Annotated in this window: 18 protein-coding genes, 1 pseudogene and 2 CRISPR repeat arrays; of the genes and pseudogenes, 1 reads left to right on the forward strand and 18 read right to left on the reverse strand. The window is 50.4% G+C overall.

Translation table 11 applies throughout. From position 1 onward, the window contains the following. From KO087_RS09650 to sdaAB, 4 genes and pseudogenes are all read right to left on the reverse strand, one after another. A pseudogene (locus KO087_RS09650) lies at positions 1–78 on the reverse strand (IS200/IS605 family transposase); the annotation flags it as partial. A 151-nt stretch (positions 79–229) separates the two neighbouring features. Continuing rightward, a complete protein-coding gene (locus KO087_RS08045; RefSeq protein WP_215508752.1) occupies positions 230–709 on the reverse strand; it encodes a DUF4342 domain-containing protein in 480 nt (159 codons plus the stop codon). Positions 710–826: 117 nt separating this feature from the next. Beyond that, positions 827–1,699: an L-serine ammonia-lyase, iron-sulfur-dependent, subunit alpha gene (sdaAA, locus tag KO087_RS08050; RefSeq protein WP_215508753.1), complete on the reverse strand. Its 873-nt coding sequence runs from the start codon at positions 1,697–1,699 to the stop codon at positions 827–829. After that, positions 1,696–2,385 carry an L-serine ammonia-lyase, iron-sulfur-dependent subunit beta gene (sdaAB, locus tag KO087_RS08055; RefSeq protein ID WP_215508754.1) on the reverse strand — a complete coding sequence of 230 codons (690 nt, stop codon included), beginning with the start codon at positions 2,383–2,385 and terminating at the stop codon, positions 1,696–1,698. Before sdaAB ends, sdaAA begins: the two co-directional genes overlap by 4 nt. An 83-nt stretch (positions 2,386–2,468) precedes the next feature. Between sdaAB and KO087_RS08060 the strand changes: the two genes are divergently transcribed. Next, positions 2,469–3,692 (forward strand): dihydroorotase, encoded by a 1,224-nt coding sequence (locus KO087_RS08060; RefSeq protein ID WP_215508755.1) that lies wholly within the window; start codon positions 2,469–2,471, stop codon positions 3,690–3,692. Positions 3,693–3,727: 35 nt separating this feature from the next. Here the strand turns inward: KO087_RS08060 and KO087_RS08065 are convergent, their stop codons facing one another. From KO087_RS08065 to cas3, 14 genes are all read right to left on the reverse strand, one after another. Further along, positions 3,728–4,915: an L-lactate MFS transporter gene (locus KO087_RS08065; protein ID WP_215508756.1), complete on the reverse strand. Its 1,188-nt coding sequence runs from the start codon at positions 4,913–4,915 to the stop codon at positions 3,728–3,730. A gap of 177 nt (positions 4,916–5,092) precedes the next feature. After that, the gene (locus tag KO087_RS08070; RefSeq protein WP_215508757.1) at positions 5,093–5,545 is read right to left on the reverse strand and encodes a VOC family protein; all 453 of its coding nucleotides are present in this window, start codon (positions 5,543–5,545) and stop codon (positions 5,093–5,095) included. A gap of 123 nt (positions 5,546–5,668) precedes the next feature. Further along, complete coding sequence (gene mcrC / locus KO087_RS08075) at positions 5,669–6,748, reverse strand: 5-methylcytosine-specific restriction endonuclease system specificity protein McrC (RefSeq protein WP_251374988.1); 1,080 nt, start codon at positions 6,746–6,748, stop codon at positions 5,669–5,671. Then, complete coding sequence (locus tag KO087_RS08080; RefSeq protein ID WP_215508758.1) at positions 6,715–9,216, reverse strand: DUF8426 domain-containing protein; 2,502 nt, start codon at positions 9,214–9,216, stop codon at positions 6,715–6,717. Before KO087_RS08080 ends, mcrC begins: the two co-directional genes overlap by 34 nt. 336 nt (positions 9,217–9,552) lie before the next feature. Next, a complete protein-coding gene (locus KO087_RS08085) occupies positions 9,553–10,209 on the reverse strand; it encodes a hypothetical protein (RefSeq protein WP_215508759.1) in 657 nt (218 codons plus the stop codon). Between the two features lie 79 nt (positions 10,210–10,288). Beyond that, positions 10,289–10,721: a CRISPR direct-repeat array (repeat unit 32 nt; unit sequence ATTTCAATCCACGCACCCGCGAGGGGTGCGAC). 59 nt (positions 10,722–10,780) lie between these two features. Next, a complete protein-coding gene (locus KO087_RS08090) occupies positions 10,781–12,112 on the reverse strand; it encodes an IS3 family transposase (RefSeq protein WP_215508760.1) in 1,332 nt (443 codons plus the stop codon). Positions 12,113–12,196: 84 nt separating this feature from the next. Then, positions 12,197–18,398: direct repeats of the CRISPR family, unit length 32 nt; unit sequence ATTTCAATCCACGCACCCGCGAGGGGTGCGAC. Positions 18,399–18,520: 122 nt separating this feature from the next. Continuing rightward, a complete protein-coding gene (gene cas2 / locus KO087_RS08095; RefSeq protein WP_215508761.1) occupies positions 18,521–18,814 on the reverse strand; it encodes a CRISPR-associated endonuclease Cas2 in 294 nt (97 codons plus the stop codon). Next, positions 18,815–19,402 (reverse strand): CRISPR-associated endonuclease Cas1, encoded by a 588-nt coding sequence (gene cas1, locus KO087_RS08100; RefSeq protein WP_251374990.1) that lies wholly within the window; start codon positions 19,400–19,402, stop codon positions 18,815–18,817. Continuing rightward, the gene (gene cas1 / locus KO087_RS08105) at positions 19,380–19,847 is read right to left on the reverse strand and encodes a CRISPR-associated endonuclease Cas1 (protein WP_251374992.1); all 468 of its coding nucleotides are present in this window, start codon (positions 19,845–19,847) and stop codon (positions 19,380–19,382) included. The genes cas1 (KO087_RS08100) and cas1 (KO087_RS08105) overlap by 23 nt, the downstream gene beginning before the upstream one ends. Continuing rightward, positions 19,844–20,497 (reverse strand): CRISPR-associated protein Cas4, encoded by a 654-nt coding sequence (gene cas4, locus KO087_RS08110; RefSeq protein WP_215508762.1) that lies wholly within the window; start codon positions 20,495–20,497, stop codon positions 19,844–19,846. The genes cas1 (KO087_RS08105) and cas4 overlap by 4 nt, the downstream gene beginning before the upstream one ends. Before the next feature lies 1 nt (position 20,498). After that, on the reverse strand, positions 20,499–21,353 hold the full coding sequence (gene cas7c, locus KO087_RS08115) for a type I-C CRISPR-associated protein Cas7/Csd2 (RefSeq protein ID WP_215508763.1): 855 nt from the start codon (positions 21,351–21,353) through the stop codon (positions 20,499–20,501). Beyond that, the gene (gene cas8c, locus KO087_RS08120) at positions 21,346–23,277 is read right to left on the reverse strand and encodes a type I-C CRISPR-associated protein Cas8c/Csd1 (protein ID WP_215508764.1); all 1,932 of its coding nucleotides are present in this window, start codon (positions 23,275–23,277) and stop codon (positions 21,346–21,348) included. The genes cas7c and cas8c overlap by 8 nt, the downstream gene beginning before the upstream one ends. A gap of 12 nt (positions 23,278–23,289) precedes the next feature. Beyond that, complete coding sequence (gene cas5c, locus KO087_RS08125; protein ID WP_215508765.1) at positions 23,290–23,994, reverse strand: type I-C CRISPR-associated protein Cas5c; 705 nt, start codon at positions 23,992–23,994, stop codon at positions 23,290–23,292. Between the two features lie 154 nt (positions 23,995–24,148). Continuing rightward, a complete protein-coding gene (gene cas3, locus KO087_RS08130; RefSeq protein WP_215508766.1) occupies positions 24,149–26,692 on the reverse strand; it encodes a CRISPR-associated helicase Cas3' in 2,544 nt (847 codons plus the stop codon). Positions 26,693–26,995: the final 303 nt, after the last annotated feature.

Below are 26,995 nucleotides of genomic sequence, written 5' to 3' on the forward strand. Positions count from 1 at the left end.
TTTCGGAGCAAACACTACGTGATACTTACAATTCCATTTTGTGTGTGATAAACTATGGGTGTGATTTAGTGATGTCATTATTTCCTCCTGATTGTGATTGGTTGGCAGACCTCTCTCATCATATCACGCTGGAAATAACGGGCAATTATCGCTAAAGCTAAACGGAACCCCCGGTCTAACCGGGGGTTTTCTAATGCAAAAAAGCAGCACCCGAAGGCGCTGCTCCTTTTTACCGCATGCGGTGTTTGTTGGTAATATAGTCTTTCACGTTGATGACTTTTCCGTCGTCCAAATAGATGTAGAATTCCCAGCGGCTGATGATGCCGATGCCCACGCCCATGAGGGCCGCAACCGGTGCGATGACCGTCCAGATGGCGCCCAGGTTCATGGAGACGTTTAAGATCACTTCGTCTTTTTCGTCCATGACCACGAGCTTGGTGGCATTGCCTTTTTCCCAGAATTCTTTCACGGCGTCGATGACTTCTTCGCCGAAATTGGAAATGGTGTCGGAAATGTCTTCCGCTTTGGTCTTTTTGTCGTCTTTGAAGCTGAAGCTTTCTTTCGCTTCGCCTTCGGCTTTTTCTTCGCCCATAAGCAAGCGAATGGCTTTGTCTACGTCGCCGTCGGCGGTAAGCAGGGCTTCACGAACTTCGCCGTAGCTTGCCCCGGTAACGGAAATCACGTAATCGATTTTTTCCATAGTAATCATAAATCATGGCCTCCTTGTTGTCGGAATTGTTTTCTTGTTCTTATTGTACCCGAAAGGCCGACCGAAAAAAGGACGGGGCGGCATTGTTTTACCTTTCTTTACCAAAGGTTAGATTTATTAACCGAAGATTTTCCCGCAAAGGGTTTTGGCCGTGTCCGTGCCGGCCAAGCCGCCGATCCCCGTTTCGCGGAGGGAGGCGGGCATGGCGTCGCCCACTTCTTTCATGGCCTTGCAGACTTCATCGAAGGGCACGATGCTGTAGGTGCCGGCGAGGGCCATGTCGGCGCTGACCCGGGCATTGGAGACGCCGGATGCGTTTCTGAAGGTGCAGGGGTATTGAACCAACCCGCCCAAGGGGTCGCAGACCAAGCCCAAAATGTTTACGATGGCGATGGATGCCGCATTTAAGCAGGTTTCCACGTCGCCGCCGTAAAGCTGGGCCAGGGCCGCCGCCGCCATGGATGAGGCCGCGCCGCATTCCGCTTGGCAACCCCCTTCACTTCCGGCGAAGGTGCCGTAGCCGGCGATAAATTGGCCGATGCCGATGGATGTCAAAAGAGCTTCCACCAATGCGTCGTCGGAGGCGTCGATGTCTTCCGCCGCCGTCACCAACGCCGCCGGCACGATGCCGCAGCTGCCTGCCGTGGGCGCTGCCACGATGACATCCATCTCGGCGTTGGATTCAAAGGTGGAAAAGGCTCGCGCCATGGCCCGCAGGGTTTTTTCGTCGGTGACGAATTGCTTGCCGCTCTTTGAATATTCCCAGGTCTTTTTCCCGAAGTCCTTAATTAAATCGTGTTTTAAATTCGTGCCCGATTCCAAGGTGCGGGACGTAGATTCCTTCATAATGGCCAGCATGTGGTGCAGTTCGTTTAAAATAGCGGCCTTTTTTTCCTCGTTGCCCTTGGATTCTTCTTCCAACACGTAATCTGAAATCTTCCAGTCTTTTTCTCGGCACAATTCAATCAATGCCTTTGCCGTTTTTATCATGAACGTCTCCTTTCCATGGGTTTAATAATATCCACGTATTTCGCAAATTCAAAGCGGGGATCTTTGAGGATCGGCTCCAAAATTGCGGGATCCACGGAATGGGTAATTTCCGTCACCAAAGTCACCGTGTCGTCGATTTTGTTGGTGACCATGGTTTCGATGTTGTAGTCGTTGTTTGTTAAGATAGAAGAAACCAGGGCGATGACCCCTTTTTGTTCCTGATATTGTAAAATAAGGGTAGGGTATTGATTCTTAAAGGCCACTTCGATGTCGTTAATGGCCACGATTAAAATATTCCCCCCGCCGATGGAAGAGCCGGTGACGGACAAATGGCCGCCGTTGTCGTAGAAGAACACAATTTCTACGGAGTTGGGATGGCGATCCCCTAAATCCGTTTCCACGAATTCATAGGCCAAGCCCTTTTCCTCGGCAATTTTAAAACTGTCTCTCAGCTGTTCGTCGTCGGGCAGAATGCCCAGGATGCCGCCGACCAGGGCCATGTCCGTGCCGTGACCGCGGTAGGTCGAGGCAAAGGAGCCGTGGAGATTGAAGCGCACCTTGTGAAAGGGGCTGTCTCCGCTAATGGCCAATGCGGCGTTGCCGATCTTGCAGGCGCCCGCCGTGTGGGAGCTTGAAGGCCCCACCATAATGGGACCAACCACGTCAAATGCTTTGTATTTTTTCATAATCCACCTCTATTCGTTATTCTATACTTACCCCGTTTGCGACTGAATTCTATCATCGATTCGCAGGCTTATTAGGAGGAGCCATGGCTACACTTACCGTAAACAATGTTCGCATCATCGATCCCGTATTAAATCGCAATGAAACCGCCACCCTCACCGCATTCGTGGAAGGTCCGGACACGACCATGGACGGCGCGGGCCTCATGGCCTTTCCCGCCTTTGTGGACGTGCACGTCCACTTAAGGGACCCGGGCTTTACAGAAAAAGAAACCTTGGAAACCGGCGCCGCGGCGGCTCTGCACGGCGGCTTCGGCTACATACTGGCCATGGCCAACACGAAACCCGTCATGACCGGCGATGCCATCGCAGGTTTCTACGCCCGGGCAAAGGCGCTTCCCCTTCATGCCTACACCGTGAGCGCTCTCACGAAAGACTTAAAGGGCGAGGTGCTCGTGGACATGGAAGAGGCGGCGCGATTAGGAGCCGTGGGCTTTTCCGACGACGGCTTTCCCGTGGATAATATGGATCTTCTAAAAGAAGGCCTCTTGCGGGCCAAGGCCTTGGATCTGCCCATTAGCCTCCACGAAGAGGACCCCACCCATGTGAAAAACCCGGGCGTCGACAGCCGCTTCGCCCCCGCCTTCGATCTCGCAGGCGCCGAAGCCATGGCGGAATACAGCCTTTCTGCCCGAGACCTTTCCCTGGCCCACTACCTGGGCGCCAAGCTTGACATTCAGCACATTTCCTGCGCCCTAACCGCCCGGCTGGTGGCCGCCTTCGCCGCATCGGGGGCGAAGGTCCTCGGGGAGATCACGCCCCACCACCTAACCATGACCGGAGACGATGTGAAGACCTACGGCACCTTGGCGAAAATGAACCCGCCTCTTCGCACGGCGGCGGACGCATCGGATCTTGCGACATTTATCGGCCACGAAAATTTCTGCATCGCCACGGATCACGCCCCCCACACGTCGGCAGAAAAAAACAAGCCACTGAAAGAGGCCCCGTCGGGCATCACCGGACTTGAGACCGCCTTTGCGCTCCTCTACACGGAGCTGGTGCTAAGGGATAAATGCAAACTGGAAGACCTTGTCGCCGCCATGACTAAAATCCCGGCGGATTTTTACAAGCTGCCCCACAAAGGCGTCGCCGGCGGCGAATTCGTGCTCTTCGATCCCGAAGGCGAAACCGCTGTGGATGAAACCTTCTTCCGCGGCAAGAGCCACAATTCCCCTCTCCTGGGCAAAACATTGAAGGGCAAAATAAAAGGCATTTGCGTGAAAGGCAAATACCATGCATTTGAATAGCCAATAAAAAAGGTGTGCGCCGTGCACACCTTTATTTATTCACTTGCCTTTTTCTTTTGAAATTTTTGAAAACCGAGCATGAGGGCCAGGCCCACAATATTCAGCGCCGCCGCGATGAAAAACGCGGGGCCGTAGTCGCCGGCATTGGCCTGTTTCGCCGAAGCGGCGAGGACGGGGCCGATGACTGCGGCAATGCCCACGGCGGCAAACATGTAGCCGTAATTGCTCCCGTTAAAGGTGGCGCCCCAATTTTCCACGGTAATCCCCGGGAAAATACCGAGAAAACCGCCGTAACACAGGGCGATAAGCACAATGCCCGTCACGGAAATCACCGGCGAAATATTTAAATACATGAGCAGCATCCCCACGGTGGACACGGCAAACATCATGCTCACCACCGGGTAGCGTCCGAAGCGGTCGGACATGGAGCCCCAGAAAATCCGGCCCAGGGTGTTGGACAGACTCACGATGGAAACCACCGCCGTGGCCATGGCCAAGGGATAGCCGATGTGCTCCTGAGAAATAGGCGAGGCGTGACCGATAATCATCATGCCGCTAATGCCGCCGATGGCATAAATTACCCACAACACCCAGAAACGGCCCATGCGAAGCATTTCCGAGGGACGCTTGTCGCCTTCGGGAATCGCCCCTTGCGCCTGTTTTTCCTTCGGTCCCACCAAAAGCAGGGACGCGGCGCAAATAATGATCAAAATGGCGATGCCCAAATAGCGGAAAGCGTGCAGCACGCCGAAGGAGCGAATCAACGCCGCCGCAATGGGCGCAAAGACCACGGCACCGGAGCCGAAGCCCGCCGCATTCAGCCCACTGGCGAGGCCCCGCTTGTCCGGGAACAAAGCCACCGTCGTCGCCGTGGTGCAGCCATAGGCCATGCCGATTCCCGCCCCGGCCACCAAGCCGTAAGACAAGTAAAGCCATCCCAAGCTCGTCGTAAACGAAGTTAAAATAAAACCTAAACCATACAACAAACCGCCGACGAAGGTAATCCGCCGCGGCCCCTTCTTATCCTGCAGCGGCCCGAACAAAATCATGCCCACCGGCCCCATGCCGAAAGAAATACTAAAAGCGATGGTCGCCTGCGCGTGCGTGAAACCAAACAACTCCACCAAAGGCCCCTGGAACACGCTCCACGCGTAACCTGCCCCGAGGCATAAATTGATTACCACGCAGGCGGCGAGCACCAACCAACGATTGTGCGTCTTCATAGTCACTTCCTCTCTATGTTTGTTAAAAAAATGTGTAGTCCTTGATAGTCTAATATATTTTCCCCCGAAAGGCAAGGAATATAAAAGGCCCCGCGACGGAAAACCAAAGGCAAACGACAAAAGCCCCATAAAAAAACAGAGAAAGGCCGCCCGGCCCCGCTCTGTTCCTTCAATCGCCTAAAGAGGTTGCATCATCTCCAAAATAATCCCGTCGGGATCTTTAAAATAAAAGGCCTTGCTTTTTCCGAAGCCTTGGTCCGTAAAATCGAAAGCCACCGGCGGCGACAAACAATCCACGCCCTTTGAAAGAAGCCTTTCGTAAACGGCGTCAATGGCGTCGGTATAAAAACACAGCTCCGAAATCGACGGCGCAAATAAACCCGGAGCCTCCTTTTCAGCAGCGTCGCCGACAAACTGAATCAACTCCACCGGTGGCGCCTCCACATGCTCCGAACCATTTAAATAAGCCACCCTCACCTTGCAATCCTTCCTTTGAAACAGCGCATCCGTGGCGGGCCCGGTCATGACCATCTCCCCTTGATAGGTAAGGCCGAGAACATCGCGATAAAAAGCAATGGATCGATCCAAATCAGATACCGTAAGGCCCACGTGATAAATCCTTCCGATCATAAGAAACCTCCTTCTTCCCTTGCCAAAGACCGGGCAAGGGATCTTCTTCTGTCTTTCTTTCCGTCTCCGCCTTCGATTCGCCACCGCTTCTACCCATTCAGCTTGTGTTTGCTTCCGCGCACCTTAAAAGACACGTCGGGCGTTCGAGAAATGGGCTTCCGCGATTCGATCCAGCTGATGGGCAATTTGCTCAAAGGGCAAATCTAAGTCCAAGGTCTTCACGCTGATTTGATTGCCATAGATTTGATACACCTGATCCGGCTGAATCAACGCGTCGGTCTTAGCATAAAGCAACATACCGGAAACGGTGTTCTCCCTTTCGCCGAATTGGTATTCACGATTTTTTACATAGGTAAATATCTGGTAAAGATTGCCCGAATGAATCGTGTGTTTATCGAATCGAACTTGCGTCGTGTGCTCATAGTATTTCGCATCAATAATCAGCACTCGGTTGTCTCTTTCGAGGTGGATGTCGCTCTGCATCATAGGCAACATGTCGCCGGCGCCGTCGTCCAACGCCCAGGGGATTTGGGCTGCGGCGGCAGACAACTCGGGATAATGCTTTTTGTAGTATTCCAAAATAAATTTCTCGTAGAGGCGGCTCATTCTCTGCTCGTCGAGAAAGTCCATCACCGCCGTCGTGCCGTCATCACGGGTATGAAGCAGACCTTTTACGACAAAATAGCAAATTGCGATCAGCATTCTGTACGTTTGATTGTGTCGATTGTATTGCAGATTCCAATTCACTGCACGCAATTGAATGGGCGTGACGTCGGCAAAAAACACCATGAACCTGCGCAGCTCTTTCTTTCTGCTTTTGGAGATGTCTGCCTTTAGGAGCAACGCCACCGTGGATTTAATGATTTGATTCATCGTGGTGTTGACGGAAAAATCATCGTATGTGCAGGTCAATTGCTTCCTGAGCATGCTGTTTGTCTTAATCGACGCGCCCATGTCAATTTTCCCTCGTATCGTGGACTGCGCCTCGGTGTAAGGCAAGTACGCCTTTCCCAGCCCGCGCTTCAGCTGAAAGGCGATGCCCTTGGCCAGAATGGCCGCCATCAGTTCCGCCGTGTTGCTGAATTCTTCCGTGGCGATCTTTTTGAAGCCCCGGCGGTTCAGTGCCTGAAAGGCATAGGAGAGCATGTAATAAATGTTTTGAACCGGTATCACTGAATCGCGCTCCTTAACCTGCCGATCCAATTTTCCACCTTCGCCGGTTCATCAAACCAATACTCTTTCAAAAGGGGAATCAACTCGTATTCCACAATGCCGGACATAACTTGGTCGTCGATGGTCTCCTGCGAAAGATTGCAGAAATAACTATGGCCGATGCAGAAGCCTTCCCCTAAGGCGTCGTCCGCGGTAATGTCCTTGTTTAAATTTTCCACACAGGCGATCAAGCGATCAAATTTTTCATTTTCCAGGCTCTGTTTGTATTCTTGAAAGCCATCCGTCTCGAAGCCCGGCTTGATTTCAAAAAAGGCAAATCGCCTTCTCAAGGCGTAATCCAGCATGGCCAAGCTGCGATCCGCCGTGTTCATCATGCCGATGATGTAAACATTTTTCGGGACGGCAAACTTTTCGTCGGAGTATAAGAGCTGCAGCGAGACGCCTCGCTTGTCGTTTTCAATCAGCATAAAGAGCTCGCCGAATATTTTGCTTAAATTCCCCCGGTTTATTTCATCGATGATAAAGAAATAGTCGTTGTCCCCGTCAATTTCCGCCTTTTTGCAAAAGTTGTAGAAGGCGCCGCGACGGAGCTCGAAGCCGTCGGAAGAGGGCCTGAAGCCCATGATGAAATCTTCATAGGAATAGCTTTGGTGGAATTGGATCATCATCACGCGCTCCACATCTTTTACACCCATCATCGAAAAGGCCAATCGCTTGGCGGCAAAGGTCTTGCCGACACCGGGTGCACCCTGCAACACAATATTTTTCTTGACTTGCAAAATGCCGGCCAGCTTCTCGTAAGCCTCCTCCGACAGATACACTTCAGACAAGAAATCTGCCTTTGTATAAATCGGGTAGGTCTTTTCCACTTCTTCCACATCTTCTTCAGACTCGTCTTCAAATATGGCTTTCAGGCTTTCCACATAGTCTGTGTAGGGGGTAATGTCCGTGAGTGTTTTCATGGCCGCTTGCTTTGGTTGAGGCCACTCCCCACGGTGGGTCCAATTTACCTGGCGAATATGTTTAAACTCATCGCTTCTGGCGTCGTCGTATTCATAATCCGACATGACGACACCCCGGCCGATCAGCCGATGCATGCCCTGTTTTACAAAAACGATGTCGCCGATGTTCATTTCATTGGCAAATTGCCAAGTTAAGTGGGCAGAGTTTATGTAGGAAAGATTTTCATCATAAACTGCCTTCATTTTTGCCTTCATGGCATCCTTGCTTTCGTAGGCGGTTAAATCGCCCATTTCGCCCCAACCGATGGCCATGATGCCGGAATTATAAAACTCATCCCACATAGAGGAGCCTTTCCCCGGCGCGTAGATCCAATAACGCTTCGTCCGAACATCGTCGTCTGCAAGTGCAGTGGTTTTTTTATCCGACTTAGCTGAGTTAGCTGAGAAGACATTTTTGTATATGTCAGAGGCCAGCGCTCTTGTCATCTCCACGGTCATACCTGCTTCTGTTAAAGTCCATATGCCATAAACACTTTTATCGATGTATCCAGCATTTACCAAATAACTACGGGCAAAAGCCACTTCATTTTCAAATTTGTTTATATTATTTTTTCCTCTGATAACGCTGATCTCTTCTTCCGTTAAATTTTCATTCTCTATTATTTTTGCTCTCGCCTCTGCCGGTGTGGCAGAGCCACCTAAATCTCGAAGCGCCTGAATTAATGGAGCAAACCATTGAAGAATTGAGGCATTAGAAAATTTATTTTCCTTTTTCTCCGCTTTTTCCTTATTCACCTGTTCCGAATAGACCCAGGCTTCAAAAGACAGCGCCTTAAAGTCCTTTAACTCACTTTTCTCACTCTGCAAAAACGCCCTCAACGCCTCGGTAATCTTAAAATATTTTTCAGCCGGCAGCTTTGGCTTAATTTCAGGAAGCCCTTTTACAAACGTGGCGGGCAATTTCCCCGATTTATAAATATACCATCTGTTGCGCCTGTCTAAATTCAAAAATACATCCGGCGCAATCCAGTACAACGCCATGGTGATTTTACTATTGCCATTGCCTTTTTTATTCATCACCAAATCGAAATAATGGGACACGGTCTTCCGATTCTCTGCCGTCGAGGCTTGTGCATAGGCCAAGGCAGATTCATACAAGGCCCACAAATCATCGATGTCCTCCGCCCCCCGTTGATCCACAAAGTAATAGAACGTGGCATTTTGAGGATTAAGGACGGGCAAACTATCAAAGGACGTGGGCACGGCCCTCTTCACCTCAAATAACGCGGCAATGGCCGTGAGAATCTTAATACGGTTTTCGTCCGTCAGCTTTTTGTTAAAAAGGCCGAACACCGTAAAGGGATCGATATCGACAAGGCGATTGTCCCGCTCTAAAGTCGGCATCTCCATGCCCGACATGGTGTAAATTTCCCTTACCTTTTCTATCAGTTCGTTTCTCTTGTCCTTGTAATCCAGCAATTTTAAAGCGAATTCCCCATAAAAATCCACCCAGTCGTATTGATCCTGCTTCTTCATTTGATCCTCCATCCTTTTGTCAAACCGCGATCCATGGATCATTCAGGCCGCGAACCGCTCTCCCTCGCATTAATATGTAACGGCGAAATCCATCCCTTTCACCCCGAACGGCATTCATGCATCGATTCTCCACCTGTATTTACCTGCCAAATAGTTTCACCCATTTCATGTCTTATTTTATCATAGGACGATCTTTCTTTACTCCTTGGCGACACCTTCGATTTCTTTCACCTTAACGCACAAAAAAACAACCCCTCACATTCGGGGTTGTCTGCGATCTAAAAGGCCCAAAGGCTCGCGATGGCAATCATTGCGCGCCGCCCATAGGGTTGTTTCCTATTTCGTTGTTTCCTTCAAAATAATTTTATAAACCCTTTCGAGACCGATGGGCACGGAGCTTTCCGGTTCCGCATTTTTTATTTCACCGCCGAAATAAACCACCACCGTCTTTCCCTCAAGGCCTTCCGTGCTGACAAATCCATCCTTCCCGTGATCTAAATTTTCAATGGGCAGGGCGATGGGCTTGGTCAATCGCGCCTTAAAATAAAACCCATCGTCCACCTCCGTCGCCTGGACGAGAAGGGAATCCTCTTCTGCGTGTATGACCTTTGCCGTAAAATGGGCAACCCATTTGGGAATCCCATCGCCGTCGTTCTTTAGGTTCAGGTCCTTAAACAAAATCCACCGATTGTTCAAGCGAACATTCATATAGCCCTTTTCCCAAAATTGATAGTCGTAGCCCGTGCCGAAATTCGATTGATCATCCCTTACGGGCTTCTTGGTTCCGTCGACGGCGGTTTTTATTTTGCCGTCTGCCGTGCCGCAGGTGGCCATGGCATTTTCATAGCCCGTGTCCACGTACACAACCCCCGCCACCTTGACCATGGGCGGATAATTATGTTCTGCCCTTTCCTCTTCCTCTGTGTCGGTCTTCATGCAAGCGACCGATAAAGCTACGGCAATGATCAGGATAAGGGAAAGAATTCTTTTCATGTGCGCCTCCTGCATAGTATTCATTCTCGTACACGTGAGGGATGAGGGTGTTTTCTACTTCCGATAATGTCTATTTATGATTTCAATCCACGCACCCGCGAGGGGTGCGACCGCAGCTGCTTTAGCTCGGCGCAAAACGACGGGCTATTTCAATCCACGCACCCGCGAGGGGTGCGACTGGACAGGCCCATGTGACGGTGGAGGTAGATATAGATATTTCAATCCACGCACCCGCGAGGGGTGCGACTTTAGCTTATAAAGAGATCAGATGCAAAAAAGACATTTCAATCCACGCACCCGCGAGGGGTGCGACGAGTTTGCTCTTTTTTGGGGAAATATGTGTTTAGATTTCAATCCACGCACCCGCGAGGGGTGCGACTGATTTTATCGTCCGACCATTCAAGCGTATAATGATTTCAATCCACGCACCCGCGAGGGGTGCGACAATTATTCTCTTTTCGAAGTTGCGCTAATCGCTTTATTTCAATCCACGCACCCGCGAGGGGTGCGACCTACGTGATGGGTGGTTGTCACAAGTATGGTGGACCAATTGATTTGGACACGTCAACCCCTATGCATTGAGTAGTGTTGATCCGTATTCGTATGGTGTCATGTCGTCGAGGCCTTCTTGGTATCGGCGGTAGCGGTAGTAGTTTATGTAGTCGGTGACGGCAGCTTCGATCTCTTGGTCATTGGCGTTTTCGTCGAATGTTGCTTCTTGTTTCATTTTTCCGAAGAAGGATTCGCAGGGTGCATTATCCCAACAGTTGCCTTTTCGGGACATGGATTGAATGAGGCCCATGGATTGGATGGTGTCTCGGAATTTTTTTGCGGTGTAGTGGACGCCTTGATCGGAGTGGATGATGGCGTTTTGGCTGTGGCCGCAGGTTTTGAGTTGTTCGAGGGTCTCGAGAACGAAGTCGAGGTTGTAGTTTGTGCTGGTTTTGTGGGCGACGGGTTCGTTGGTTTGGGAATCGATGATGACGGAGACGTAGGAGAAGTGGCCTTGGTGTTTGATGTAGGTGATGTCGGTGAGGAAGAGTTTTCTGGCTTTCCCGGGTTTGAAGGCGCGTTTGACGCGGTTGGGCGCGATTTTGTTTTCTTGGCCGTCGTTTTTTCGTTTGCCATAGGGGCGGGATTGTTTCACAGGACAAATGATTTGGTATTTTCGCATGATGCGCTGGATTTTTTTGCGGTTGTAGATGATGTCGTAGTCGTTTTTCAGAACCATGCGCAGGGAACGGCTGCCTTTGTTGTAATATTTTCCGCTATGGTCATAGGCTTTTTGTATGAAGTACAGGGCTTCTTGGTCTGCGTCTTCTCTTCGTTGCCGGTTTTCTTTGCTGGCTTTGTAGTAGTAATAGGTGCTTCGCGGCAGTTGAAGGTTTTTGCAAAGGGCTTTGATGTTAATGGCTTTTCCGTAGGCTTGGACGGTTTCTTCTACGATTTTACAGAGATCAGTCGTTCCATAGGCCTTCTTGTCGCATCGCCTCCCTCCTAGCCAGCCAGCTTTTTTTAATGCTTCGATCTCCGCCGCTTGTTGTTGAATGATTTTTTCTTGCTTCGCCAGTTTGTCTTTGGCTTTTCTCATGTCGTCGATGTCGTCAATGGCTATGAGGGCTTCATTCGCAGCTTCCTGGTCGATTGAAGCGAGAATGGTGTCCCGAATATGGCGTTCTTTCCACCGGGCGGTGGCTCGTTCGATGCGTTTGTCGCCTAAGATTTCGGGATCGAATCCGGCTTCAATGAAGATTTGTTTAGGCCGCTTGCCCGTGGCCAGTGCATCAATGAAGTGTTTTTTAAATTCGGTCGTATAGAAAATGTATTGTTCGTTGACTGATTTGACATTTGGATTGGTGCGTAAGATTTCTTGTTCTTCAGCGGTTAGTTTTCCTCGTCCCATGGTTTCCCTCCTTAATTGAATTATACACGATTTGAGGTAGGGGGTATGTCCAAATCTTGGGGACCGGGTTACAAGCGTACGCAGATTTCAATCCACGCACCCGCGAGGGGTGCGACTGTGTCGGATTTTTCTTCCCAAGATTCACCCAGCATTTCAATCCACGCACCCGCGAGGGGCGCGACGAAAGCAATTTTCGAAATGTTACAATATAGACGAAATTTCAATCCACGCACCCGCGAGGGGTGCGACCCTTGTATTGAGTGTTTTTTAGCAAGTCAACCTAACATTTCAATCCACGCACCCGCGAGGGGTGCGACCACTCTATGTGTGGTATAGGTCATGTAGGGGCGCATTTCAATCCACGCACCCGCGAGGGGTGCGACATCGACCTTTTATTCCGTTGTCAAGTCTTTTTTTATTTCAATCCACGCACCCGCGAGGGGTGCGACACGTATCCGGGGAAATGTGAAGTGATTTTTGAATTATTTCAATCCACGCACCCGCGAGGGGTGCGACTTTATACTTCCGATCAAGAAATAAACCCAAATTATTTATTTCAATCCACGCACCCGCGAGGGGTGCGACTACCACGTCTAACGGTATGTATCACGCCCGATAGGTATTTCAATCCACGCACCCGCGAGGGGTGCGACTTGTGAATGATCCAGATCAACTTCGCAAATTATATATTTCAATCCACGCACCCGCGAGGGGTGCGACTTCATAAGGGCCGTACCATGTTTCTTCGCCGTCGATATTTCAATCCACGCACCCGCGAGGGGTGCGACCATCAAGAGCGGGATCGCGAGGATTACATCGAGGAATTTCAATCCACGCACCCGCGAGGGGTGCGACGGATTATCTGCCCAAATGGGCGGAAGTCGAATGGATTTCAATCCACGCACCCGCGAGGGGTGCGACACCGATCCGAATGTAGGTTTCGGTACGGGTACGGGATTTCAATCCACGCACCCGCGAGGGGTGCGACCAATTTTTGAAAACACTCATAGAAAAGGGTTTTTTATTTCAATCCACGCACCCGCGAGGGGTGCGACCCTTTTTTACGTCTACTAAGATTGATTCGGTAAGATTTCAATCCACGCACCCGCGAGGGGTGCGACGCGAGATCCTCCAGCCCTATCTCGACGAAAACTGGATTTCAATCCACGCACCCGCGAGGGGTGCGACGAGGCGGCTTGTAAATTGCGAAAAGCGGCGTTTTCATTTCAATCCACGCACCCGCGAGGGGTGCGACGATCAGGAAAAACCAGGTCCATTAAAGGAAAAATTATTTCAATCCACGCACCCGCGAGGGGTGCGACAAGAGACTGATAACTCTTTTGTATTTGCTCACTTATTTCAATCCACGCACCCGCGAGGGGTGCGACTCGTCTTCGGTTTCGTCGATAAAAGCTTTTCCATAATTTCAATCCACGCACCCGCGAGGGGTGCGACAGTGAAAAAAACGTGGAAAAAATCAAGGCGGAATTATTTCAATCCACGCACCCGCGAGGGGTGCGACTTGAGACCATAGGGCCCTCCGCGCGTGACGTAAGGAAATTTCAATCCACGCACCCGCGAGGGGTGCGACTGTCGTTGACCGTGATTCAATAATACTATCGCCGCCATTTCAATCCACGCACCCGCGAGGGGTGCGACCTGTTTTTTTATACCTAAAATGGAGGATTTGAGATATTTCAATCCACGCACCCGCGAGGGGTGCGACTGACGACGGGAAGACGTCCGAGCGGGGAAAGACTATTTCAATCCACGCACCCGCGAGGGGTGCGACGGGCGTGACTGAAATCATAGGTCACGTTATCCATTATTTCAATCCACGCACCCGCGAGGGGTGCGACGATGACGACGGGAAGACGTCCGAGCGGGGAAAGACTATTTCAATCCACGCACCCGCGAGGGGTGCGACTTTGGCCCACAGGCGAGAGCGGCGGCACCGGTCGCGATTTCAATCCACGCACCCGCGAGGGGTGCGACTACGAGATAGATATTATAGTGTAGAAACTGGGAATTTCAATCCACGCACCCGCGAGGGGTGCGACTTGCCGCAGAGGTGTTTGCGATTACATCTAATGTCATTTCAATCCACGCACCCGCGAGGGGTGCGACTGTCCCGCACGTTCCGCGGGTCCAGCGTGGCGCGATTTCAATCCACGCACCCGCGAGGGGTGCGACTTAAATCGTTCCATTCCATCCGCCCCAAGTGCCAGATTTCAATCCACGCACCCGCGAGGGGTGCGACCAAATTTATTGCTTACGTTAACATTTAATTTTTCATTTCAATCCACGCACCCGCGAGGGGTGCGACCTATATCGACTTCCGGGGCCGCCGTCGCAAAAAAGATTTCAATCCACGCACCCGCGAGGGGTGCGACAGGACTGGCGGGACGTAAGCCAATGGCCGAGTTCTATTTCAATCCACGCACCCGCGAGGGGTGCGACCCTATGGGCTTATTATACTACATATTGTGTGTGCAAGATTTCAATCCACGCACCCGCGAGGGGTGCGACCTGACCAAAGCTTTTGGCTCCGATGCCTGGATCATTTCAATCCACGCACCCGCGAGGGGTGCGACCTTTCATAATTTGTAATTACTACCCCCGTATTACATTTCAATCCACGCACCCGCGAGGGGTGCGACCCTGCTTTTGCAACCATGCATACTTACTCTCAATGATTTCAATCCACGCACCCGCGAGGGGTGCGACAAGACCGCTTTCCGTCGGCGTACAAGTACACGCCCATTTCAATCCACGCACCCGCGAGGGGTGCGACATTATGACAACTACGGTCTTAAAGACTTAATTGAAATTTCAATCCACGCACCCGCGAGGGGTGCGACCATCGGTGATGGACAATATTATAGCTTTTTAGATATTTCAATCCACGCACCCGCGAGGGGTGCGACGAGCTTTACCCAAGGCTTAAAAGAGCCGTTACAGATTTCAATCCACGCACCCGCGAGGGGTGCGACTAATACAGGTACAGAGTGGGAAATCGGTCACGTTATTTCAATCCACGCACCCGCGAGGGGTGCGACATACTACCGCCGCCGCACGTTGTCAATGATTATTTTAATTTCAATCCACGCACCCGCGAGGGGTGCGACTACGTCGCTACTGATTTAGATTATGCTTTCAAGGATATTTCAATCCACGCACCCGCGAGGGGTGCGACGAGCTTTACCCAAGGCTTAAAAGAGCCGTTACAGATTTCAATCCACGCACCCGCGAGGGGTGCGACTAATACAGGTACAGAGTGGGAAATCGGTCACGTTATTTCAATCCACGCACCCGCGAGGGGTGCGACATACTACCGCCGCCGCACGTTGTCAATGATTATTTTAATTTCAATCCACGCACCCGCGAGGGGTGCGACTACGTCGCTACTGATTTAGATTATGCTTTCAAGGATATTTCAATCCACGCACCCGCGAGGGGTGCGACCAGTCGGCGACACGTGGGCACGCAAGCACCGCACGAATTTCAATCCACGCACCCGCGAGGGGTGCGACGAGCGCGGAAATGCAAGTGCAGCGGCGGAAACGACTATTTCAATCCACGCACCCGCGAGGGGTGCGACCGCGAAGAGGTGGCCGCCATGATCTTAAGAGCGCGATTTCAATCCACGCACCCGCGAGGGGTGCGACCGTCCCCCCGCTGCATGGATCCCCACGGCACCTTTTATTTCAATCCACGCACCCGCGAGGGGTGCGACGTTATATACGTAAATCTGGTTTGCTCTTTTTTAGATTTCAATCCACGCACCCGCGAGGGGTGCGACGTGACGAATGAAAGATTAAATTAAGGAGGTAACCTATTTCAATCCACGCACCCGCGAGGGGTGCGACCCGTCATCGCGCAAGGGAATATGCAAATAAGTAAAATTTCAATCCACGCACCCGCGAGGGGTGCGACGCAGAAGAATATATGTACGGTGATAGTGAGTTTGATTTCAATCCACGCACCCGCGAGGGGTGCGACCCGAACGTCAAGGCGAATGGCTAGTTGATGATTTATTTCAATCCACGCACCCGCGAGGGGTGCGACTAAATGATAAATAATTAAATGATAGAGTAGGTGATATTTCAATCCACGCACCCGCGAGGGGTGCGACTTCCGGCGTAAATCCCAACGTGTCCGGGATTGCCATTTCAATCCACGCACCCGCGAGGGGTGCGACTCGGCACGTCCGCAGCGTATGCTGCGAGCGCGGCCTATTTCAATCCACGCACCCGCGAGGGGTGCGACGCAGGTTATATTTCGTTCGCACTCCCGCGAGAATTATTTCAATCCACGCACCCGCGAGGGGTGCGACAAAAAATCTTATGGCCAGGTTTAAGGTGCCGGCAATTTCAATCCACGCACCCGCGAGGGGTGCGACGGAATTTATTTTTTAGTTTTTCCATGGTTGTTTTAATTTCAATCCACGCACCCGCGAGGGGTGCGACCGAGGTCATTAAGTTTGTGGACCTCCCCGAATTCCATTTCAATCCACGCACCCGCGAGGGGTGCGACCGAGGTCATTAAGTTTGTGGACCTCCCCGAATTCCATTTCAATCCACGCACCCGCGAGGGGTGCGACTTGAGACCATAGGGCCCTCCGCGCGTGACGTAAGGAAATTTCAATCCACGCACCCGCGAGGGGTGCGACAAAGACGAGACGGCCACCGCACAAGCGGGCACGATGATTTCAATCCACGCACCCGCGAGGGGTGCGACATAGGGGGGTCATTATGCCACGCACACAAATCCTATTATTTCAATCCACGCACCCGCGAGGGGTGCGACGGAGAAAGGCAAATACGTCGCCAGCGTAAAAGGAATTTCAATCCACGCACCCGCGAGGGGTGCGACAGCGATGCGTGGATAAAAGCCCTCACAGTGGAGGGCATTTCAATCCACGCACCCGCGAGGGGTGCGACTGTTTTTTGTCAACTTCTTTTTTGATCCTTTAAAAAATTTCAATCCACGCACCCGCGAGGGGTGCGACGTCAATAAAGATTCTTTATCTTTCCAGTTGATTCTATTTCAATCCACGCACCCGCGAGGGGTGCGACTAATACGACGTGATGGCCTTGATCCAGTTGTGCGGATTTCAATCCACGCACCCGCGAGGGGTGCGACTTTGCTTAATCACTCAAAAAGTTACTTTTTGAGTGATTTCAATCCACGCACCCGCGAGGGGTGCGACACAACTTTTAACGTCAAATCCTTTAACTCTCCAACATTTCAATCCACGCACCCGCGAGGGGTGCGACCGGGTGATCGGCTTAACCCGCTTTTTGAGCGGCCTATTTCAATCCACGCACCCGCGAGGGGTGCGACCCGGTGGTGTGTACGTGGTAATACGTAGGCTCCCCATTTCAATCCACGCACCCGCGAGGGGTGCGACCCGGTGGTGTGTACGTGGTAATACGTAGGCTCCCCATTTCAATCCACGCACCCGCGAGGGGTGCGACGAAGAGGTTAAGCCTGAGGCCTTGATAGCGGAAATTATTTCAATCCACGCACCCGCGAGGGGTGCGACAACTGCATAGATCATGTGTTTGATTTAGAGATAAGATTTCAATCCACGCACCCGCGAGGGGTGCGACGGGATAAAAAACGCCTTCAAACACCCAAGCCTATAAATTTCAATCCACGCACCCGCGAGGGGTGCGACATTTCGGCGTCATAAGGGACAAGATCATTCAAAGTTATTTCAATCCACGCACCCGCGAGGGGTGCGACTCGGCGGTATGGTTACCGCCGTGAGTTGGTTTTTAATTTCAATCCACGCACCCGCGAGGGGTGCGACCATTGAAAGAAGTTAACGCAGCCGCCCGTCGCGTGATTTCAATCCACGCACCCGCGAGGGGTGCGACATGGTTCAAGAGGCCGTAAATAAGCGGTTAGTCGATTTCAATCCACGCACCCGCGAGGGGTGCGACTGATTGTGCTAGTTACTTTTACGTCTTCGGGTGACGATTTCAATCCACGCACCCGCGAGGGGTGCGACATCGACTTCTTTTCTCGTTGTCAAGTCTTTTTTTTATTTCAATCCACGCACCCGCGAGGGGTGCGACTCATTTTTCCGAATCTTCCCTTTCTTCAATCAACGATTTCAATCCACGCACCCGCGAGGGGTGCGACAACAGATTTCCAGTTTCGTTGTTTGAAATGGTAAATTTCAATCCACGCACCCGCGAGGGGTGCGACATGCCTTCCTTTCGACCACCACGGGCGGAGTTGGGATTTCAATCCACGCACCCGCGAGGGGTGCGACTGTATTTTTGAGCCCCTCTCCGGGCTTTTTTCATACAGCTAAGTCATTTTTAAGCGTTTTGTCGCTTTTTTCCGGGACTTTTTGTGAGGCGGTCTCGGCGCTTTTCTGTTCAGCTCGACCTCTCAAAGCATCAGTAGGTCTGATTCGGGGTTGTAGCTATCATCCAATCCCATGGTCTCGACCCGCCGTTCCCAATGCTTTCCCAGGTTGTAGATTCGTATGGAATCTTTCTTTGGCTCAATTATACCATTTAATTTGGATTTCACGGTCACCAAGGTTGCGGGATCGATGTTGAGCTCAAAGACGGAATTCTGTACGCGTTGGCCGTAATCCGTGCAGACTTTTGCCACTTGCCTCAGGCGCTTTCGCCCTTGAGGGGTGACGGTTTCCACGTCGTAGGTGAGTAGTATTTGCATTTAACCTCCCATCATAAATGGCGGATAGGCCTCGATATCTTCGCGCAGGTAGGCGTTCAATAATTGTGCCTGCACATGGGGCAAGAGACCCAGTTTGATTTTTTCTTCTGTAAAAGGATGCGTGATTTCTTCTTGCCCGCGTTTGTTCCACTGGTTGAGGGCAATTTCTCTTCCTTTGTCGTTTAGCAGGCAGGCGCCGTTTTCTTTCACTTCGAAATGGCGTTTGTCAATGCGGTTCAGATTCACCAAAGCGAGGCAGAATTTATCCACGACGAAGGCGCGCATTTCTTCGATCATATCCAGCGCCATGCTGACTCGCCCCGGTCGATCGGTATGGAAGAAGCCGGCATACGCATCGATGCCAACGCCTTCTAATGCCGCTGCTGTTTCGTTGGCAAGAATGGCGTAGAAAAAGGAGAGTAGGGCGTTAAACCGATCCATGGGCGGTCGCTTGCTTCGCTCGATGAAGTAAAAATCTTCTCGCTGCTTTACAATGAGCTCGTCCAGTACGGAAAAGTAGAGGCGGGCAATGACCCCTTCCATGCCCCGCAGACTGTCTTTATCTTTACAAGTTTTGATCTCCGCCATCCATGTTTTTTGTGGCGTCGATGGCTTCTTGCACCCGCTCAGAGTCCAGGGCTTCTTTGTGGTCCAACCGACCTCGAATCAACACTTTCCGCGAATTGTAGGCTTTGGCATAGATCATGTTTCTGGCCACGTCGAGGGAAGCCTCGGTTTCCGCCAGACGGTACTGTTTCTTTCGGGTGTGGATGTTTCCATAGGAAGCGCCTATGACGCGGCCGCAGTATTTGCCGTAGGGAGTAAAGAAGGTGATGGGCACGTGCTCTTCCATGCAGAGTTTCATTAAGTCCGGGCTCACGCCCATGTAGTTGAAACAGACGATTTGCCGCAGAATGTGAATGGGAAAGCGACCCATGCGTTTCCCCTCCAGGGTCACCACCACATTGAGGCCTTCTTTGCGCAGGTAATAGTCCGGATTGGTGACGTATAGAACGTTCAGAAGTTTTTTCATAGTTCTGCCTCGTAAATGTATCGTTGGACATTTTTTGCTTTTTTGGTAAGCCGCGGGCGACAGTCGTCGTAGAGGGAGCATTGGGTGCAGTTTTTAAAGAATTCCGCTTTTGGAATGTGACGCTTCTCGTAGCAGTCGTGCATGGCACGGGCTGTTTCAGCAACCAGTTGGCGCAACTCGGGAGTGTAGGTTACTTTTTCACGGGAATCCGTCTCGTGATAATAAAGATAGCCGTGACTCATGCGCACGTGCATCGTCTCTTCAACGCAGATGGCCTGGGCCATGAGCTGGGCCTCGTCGTAGTTGCCTTTTTTCTTTTTGCCTCGTTTGTATTCCACGACGATAGGCATCCATTTCCCTTTTCGCCCTTTTAAAGGAACGCCTTCTTCTCCCTTATGGAATTCGATGGCATCGAGGCGACCGGAAAGTCCCAATGTCTTGGAACTGACGTCCATGGCTCGGGAGATGATCCGATCTTTTCTTTTTTCTTTAATGAAAGGCTGATCGACTTTCTCATGAATCAGCTGGCCTTCGGTTGTGTAGCTGTTTTCGCTCCACACTTGCTCCACGTGAATCAGGGCCCACTGGCGCTTGCAGAATAAAAAGTGCTGAATGCCACTCAACATGAGAAAGTCGTCTTCCCCGATCACTTTAGAGCCCTTTCAGATGTTCGACGGTAAGCCCTTCTTCTTCATAGGCTTTTAGTTTTTCTTCATCCAATCGGAAATTGTAATCTTCGTAGTGGGGCTTCACGGTGCCTATGCTCAACTCGTCGTGTAAAAGCAAGTCTTTGATCTTGCCGCTGGATACATCGCCGACTTTCGACGAATGATTGAACCAATAAATGTCTTTTACTTCCATGGAGCCGTCCGGCCGGGCCGCGGATACGTCGTTGACAAAGAGGGTGCGAATGCATTCTTTCAAAACCTTCAAGTCTTCTTCGTCGAATCCGGTTTTCTCGGCCAAATAGCAGTTCACGCTGCCGTTGACCACGTAAACGCCCCAATCCACATAGTGCTTGCTTCCCATGGTATCGGCACTTCGGCTTTTACCTGCCTTCGGCTCCATGCCACTGACGCTCTTGGTGATTTGCATGGTGGTTGTCTCAATGGGATCCACGGATTTTCCTATGGAAATGCTGACGGGGCCGCGAACACCCAGGGCGCGCTTTTGATAGGTGAACACTTGGCCGAAGGCGCGAATATCCATCCATTTTTCGTTGGCTTGTTCGGCAACTTCTTCGTCGGAAACATCTTTATTAAAGCTCGCATTAAAGCGGCCTTCCAAGGAATTGAATCCGTCGTCGCAACGCTCTGCCGCTTTCACGAAGATAGCGTGGTCCATGTCCTGCATGCGGTTTCTTATTTTTCGCTTCAGGCATACGTCACTGATTTCGCCGTAGCCTCTGCCGTCGATGCGAGGCATATTTCCCGTCAAGGGGTCGCCGTTGGGATTGGCCCCTTCCACTTCGATGGTAAAGATAAAGTCGACTTTATGGTTAATCATGATCTACCTCCTCGGTTTCTGTTACTTCTTTGTTTTTCCCTGAGTAAAAAGCTTGTCTTTGGGCCTCGTAGCCAAAAATGAATCCGTAGTCCAATGGACGATTGACTTCCACTGAATCCATATCGTAGCTTTCATGGAGCATATTGGTGGCTTCATGAATCTCGCGCGTCGCGTTAAAAAACGCTGCCCGCTTCAGCGGTTTATCGCTTCTTTCCAACTTCCGCTCATAGGGTTTCATTAAGTTTCTTAAGCGCAACATCATGGTCGCCGGCTTATTGGTGTAGCTGGTCCACATTTTTTCTGCATTGGTGCTTCGTCCGTCTTTTTCGCCGAAGGTACTCTCCTCTAAGTACTCGAATGAAGCCAGCAAGCGACCGAATAAGTACGATCGATCGGTGTTTTCTCGATTTAGCATAGCGTCTTTAATCCCTCCCTTATCTTTTAACACGGCCAAGGCGCAAAACAGCACTTCCATCCACGTCTTGTCGTAGTTTTGTCGGTGACGAATGTTCACGGCCAAGGCTTTTTCGAAATTTCGTGGCACGGCGCGCCCTTCCACAAGAGCCGTTACGATGTTTTGGTACTGATTTTTCAGAAAATCATTTTTTGCTATTTCTAACATCCCGTCCCGCTCCACGCCATAGGCGGCCAGTACTATGCGCCTCGGACTCGGCGTAAACTCCTTGTCCCGATTTTCATTGCTGAAACCGCGCCAATGGTACTTTTCCTGCCACGCCACCAGATTTTCTTTTAAACGGGACGCGCTCAAAGACCGGAAATACTTGGCAGCCACACGTCCGTTGCTGATCTTGTCGAAAATGGCGATGTAATAGGTTGCATCATCAGAAAACAGGCGCTTGCCGTTGGTAAAGGACTTGACGATGTCTTCTGTCATTTCATCGGCGAGCATGGATGCATCCGACTTTTCTTGCTTCAAGGCCAGCAGGCGGTTTTTAACAGAAGATGCCACTTCCGCGGATTTCGTCGGATTAAATTCCGCCGCGTTGGAGAGATCGTCGGAAAACCAGCTCACCATATTGGCCTGCTCGCCTAACCAGCGCCGCGTTCCTTGTCCCGATAGTAAGTACTTGGCCATGAGATGAATCTTTTGACTCGTTTCCATGCCTATTTTTATGCTCTGATCTGGCATTGTAAAACGACCTCGCCAATTTTCTTCCTTGGCCTCAATTTGCGAAACTAAGCGCGCCCTCCCCATTAAAGGTTGATGTTTGATGCAAAGATAGTCCTGCTTTCCACTTAAATTACAAGTAACCTTTTCCTTTTCATTGCATAGGCAGTTCGTAAAATAATCGCGATACTTTTCTTGCAAGTCACGGTTATCGGATACGCTCACATTCTTCTGCCCATCATATTCCGCTATCGTGAACATGATATAAATCTTGCGTATCTTCTCGATCTCTTTCGCACGTTTCTTTTCCTCTTCCTCTGCTTTATTAGGATCAGTGATTTTTAAATTTTCATCAATCGGTTCAGGCAGAAGAGAGTCATAAATACGTTTAATTGCCGCATCCTTTTTGAGAAAATCGTATATTGTACGGATGTAGTCGATTTCTTCGTATGCAAGCCAAGAATCAAGTTGGTCCATATATGCCTGATTTCGCGGACTTCCATCCTGAACGATGTAACTCATATTATCGACAATAGGATGCGGCGCCACATTGCTTGAGCGAGCAGCTGAATCTTCTGTTACAGGAAAAATAATGGTTTCCCCTTTTGGCACATAGTCATACGCTATGAACCGGCCTTCTTTGCTTATAATTACCTCCAGAATATTCTTGCCGTCTGAAACCGCAGAATCATAAAACATTGGAACAAGAAGACTTCCATAAGCATCGGGCTTTCCCACCATGTCGTGTTCTAAGGCGTAATCATAGGAATCCAGTAAAGCTGTCAATAAACTCATGTCTCACCTCCTTTAATAGTCTTCCAATTCTTCGTCTACGGACTTTGTCAGCGTCGGCACCTTAAAGTCGTAATTGCGGACCTCCCGCAGAATGCCCTTCCCTTCCATTGCATTGTAGTCGATGCGGCCATTTTTCATGTTGATGGGCGCGTAAACGGCTTGAAGCATGCCGCCCGGCTCCGTGGGGTAGACAAATTCGTTGAACATAAGCCCGAAGCCCAAAGTCTTGTCGTCGTAGTAACCCGGGTCGTTTTCATATTGCTCTACCGTCAGCTCCTCAATGTAGCCGGCGCACTCGCTTGTGCCGAGAAAGATCGGTCGTCTGCCGCCTCGCTTCAGGGAGCGTTCCGTAATGGCTTCGTGTTTGTTGAAGTTGCGATCGCCTTTTAAGTCGTCTCGCGCCTCATTCCACTCGAAGTGAAATTTAATGTAATAACATACGTCTTGAAGATAGGTGTATGCACTGAGATCACTAGCGTAATTTTTTAGTAAGAGCCGCGTTCCTTGCGTGTAGGACTCGATGCTGTGCATGATGCGGACCTCGTCCACCACGTTTTTTAAGACTGGCTTAAAATAGTTGGCGTCGACGATGCCGCGAAGCATTTCCCGAGTTGGGATCATGGCGCTCATTTTCTCCCCTCCACTCTTACTTTCAGGAGACGTGATTAATGCCCGATCCCCGTACACTTTTGCGTAGAAAAACTTTGATTGATTCATGAGTTCACCTCCTTTCATCTTCATATTAGTTTATAAAAAATTCCCTGTCAAGTTCTTTTCTTCTGTTTCTATTTTTGATACAATGGATCTGTCAGCGAAAGCTGTGGATTGAAAGATATTTGTTTAGAAGGAGGCCGCTACGGCCTTTTTTTATTTACATCATAATTCCCCCCTCATAATCCAAATTTAATCCAAAATCTTTGTCGTAAAATTCCTTGGGTAGTACCTGCACCATGCCGTCTAAAATTGACTCGCAAACATTCGTCGTTTTTTTCGGCAAAGGCACGGTATAGCGCGAGAGGCTGCGAATCATTTGGCGCGCCTCTTTTAAAGCCTTCGGATCAAAGCGCGCGGAGCCCATTTCCATGTCCCGCAGGCGGTTGACGGCTTCCTCCGTTTCCTCACATAAAACCACCGCCACGTCTTGCGCCTCGTCGATGAGCTCAAATGCTTCGTAGGCTTCTTTAAATGACTGAAAAAAGTTGATGACCTTGCCGTCTTCCAAAAGGATGCCGCCGTCTAAAGATGCGGCGCCGGGAGTGGATTTCAGCAAAATGTCTTTCTTCATGGGATTTTCCGAAAGCAGATCAAAGACGGGAGATAGGGCATCCTTTTTTAAGTTGGCGTAGAGTTTTTCGAAATAAGGAGAAATAAAATTCTCTATGCCGATTTCTCCTTCCTCGTCTCTTAAAATCAAGTAGCTCGCCAACTTTCTTTCGCCCATGCCCTTCAGAGGCGCGATGTTTTCTTCCCGCCGATCCATGTTCACCACATAGGTATAGGCCTCTTTGCGCTTGCCCTCTCGATTGCAGCGACCTCTGGCCTGCACGATGGAGTCGATGCCGGTAAGGGAGCGCACCACCATGGCGAAATCTGCATCCACTCCCGCTTCGATGAGTTGGGTGCTCACAACGCAAATGGGATCGTCCGTCTCAAGTCGCGTCTTGATCTCGCGGATTCGCGCCAGGCGATCCGCCGCCGTTAGATTCGTGGTGAGATAATAAAGATCCTTCGCATCCATGGCGCACGCCAATCGATCGTAAAGGCCGCGCACCGCCGCCTTGGTATTTAGAATCACCAAGCGCGATGTTTCCTCTTTCGATAGAACGAAGGCCGCTACATCGTCGAGGGATTGTTCCTCGTCGATTTTTCCCAAGAGGGCTACTTTCGCCCGTTCAAAACTTTTTTTGTCTTCTTCAGCCACTACGACCAACGTGGTGTTTTTTTGATGTTCGTCGCCATAGTCCAGGCGATGCTTCAAACTCATGGATCCGTAGGCGGGCTGGGTCGCCGTGGATAAAACCACGGTGGTGTTCATAACCGCCTTCATGAAATTCAATGCCAGATTCATCATGTAGAGCACATCCGTCGGCAAAGATTGCAGTTCATCTAAAACCACCACCCCATTCACGAAGGATTTAAAGCGGGTAAGGTTGGCGGACTTCCCCTTAAACAGGGTGTTGAAAAATTGTACCATGGTGGTGAGCACCACCGGCGATGTCCAATCGCCCAGCAAAAATTGGCGCTGCACCGCCGCCATGGAATCCTGTTTTTCATCTTCCGCACCGCGAGACGTTTCATCTTCCTCATCTTCTACCACATTGGAGTGATGTTCCAATACCTGATCCTCATGGCCCAAGGTTTTTTTCATGGTCTCGGCATTTTGTTCCAGTACGGAGAGATAGGATGTAATATAGAAAAAACGCCGCTTTTTCCGATACTTCATTTGGTTCACGCCGTAGCGCAGAGAAAGCAGGGTCTTCCCCGCACCGGTAGGCAGATCCAATGTGTAAATCCCGCTATCATCCGCTTTAGAGCGGGCCAGTATGGCTTCGGCAATGGCCGCTCGACCACGGCTCATACCATCTTTCGGCGGGCCGTAGGCGGCGTAGGCGGCGAGAATGCGCGCCTCGAAATCCTCGATAAGCGCGCGAAGAGCCGCCTCGTCTTCCTCTTCTATGACGGTGTCGTAGGAATTGATCGTGTCTTTTATATCGGCAGATTTTAATACGCTCACTACCAGGCGCGCCAACATCCCGCGGTAAAAGCTCATGGCTTCGTTCACATCGTCGCTACTCCTCTCAGCCAAGGCATTTAGTTTTTCTGCCACGTTTATGTATTCGTCAAAGCCTTCCGCAAAAAGTTTTTTAAGATCGATGCCCTCCCTTTTCCAATGCTCTTGAAAAGCATCCAGGTCTTTTTCAAATTCCGGAGACACCCTCTCCCTTTCCGCCCGCTCAAAGGACGTGTAGACATAGCGATTCTCCCGGTTCTGACGAACCATATCGTAGGGACCGTGGTGAGACATAATGGCATAGGTCAAAAGATGAACATAATCGTTAAAGGCGATGAGTACATGGACGTCCTCGTTAATTTTTTTGATGACCGGCGCAAACGCCTTATCTATCTCCCCGCCTTCAAGACCGCAATACACCTCATCTAAAAAGCACAGTGTCAAAAGACCGCCGTAAGTGGAATGGTCTACGCGATCCTTTGAATTGGTTCTGATTTTATTCTGGAAACTCGACTTTGCCTTTCCGCAATCATGGAGTAGACCCACGTAAAAAAGCATTTTTTCCATGGCTACTTCTTTTCCCATGCGGGCGCACTGCGCCGCCGTGTGATACAGGTGGTCGTGGAGGGTTTGTCTTCTCGATGGTTCTTTTTGATCGATGTGGGCGTACAGATTGTCGAACATAAAAACCTCCTCGTCTTTTTGTATTTAGTATATACTCAGACACAGCGAAAGACAAACATATATTCTTTTATTTTTTGGTTTTTTATGGCTCTATAATATCCGTTGGGGAGTAACCTCCTCAATGGATATTTTTATGCAAAAAGATAGCACTTGTTTTCCCTATCACCTAAAATTATATCACCACAAAATAATAAAGGGGGGCAAACAAGTGCAAAACAATATTACCACATTACTTTTAGGAATCCAAGATGTCGAGGTCACCGGTGTTTCAGAAGAAAGACGCCTGATTACCATTGATTGCAA

Source organism: Peptoniphilus rachelemmaiella, assembly GCF_943169845.1.
Taxonomy (GTDB): domain Bacteria; phylum Bacillota; class Clostridia; order Tissierellales; family Peptoniphilaceae; genus Aedoeadaptatus; species Aedoeadaptatus rachelemmaiella.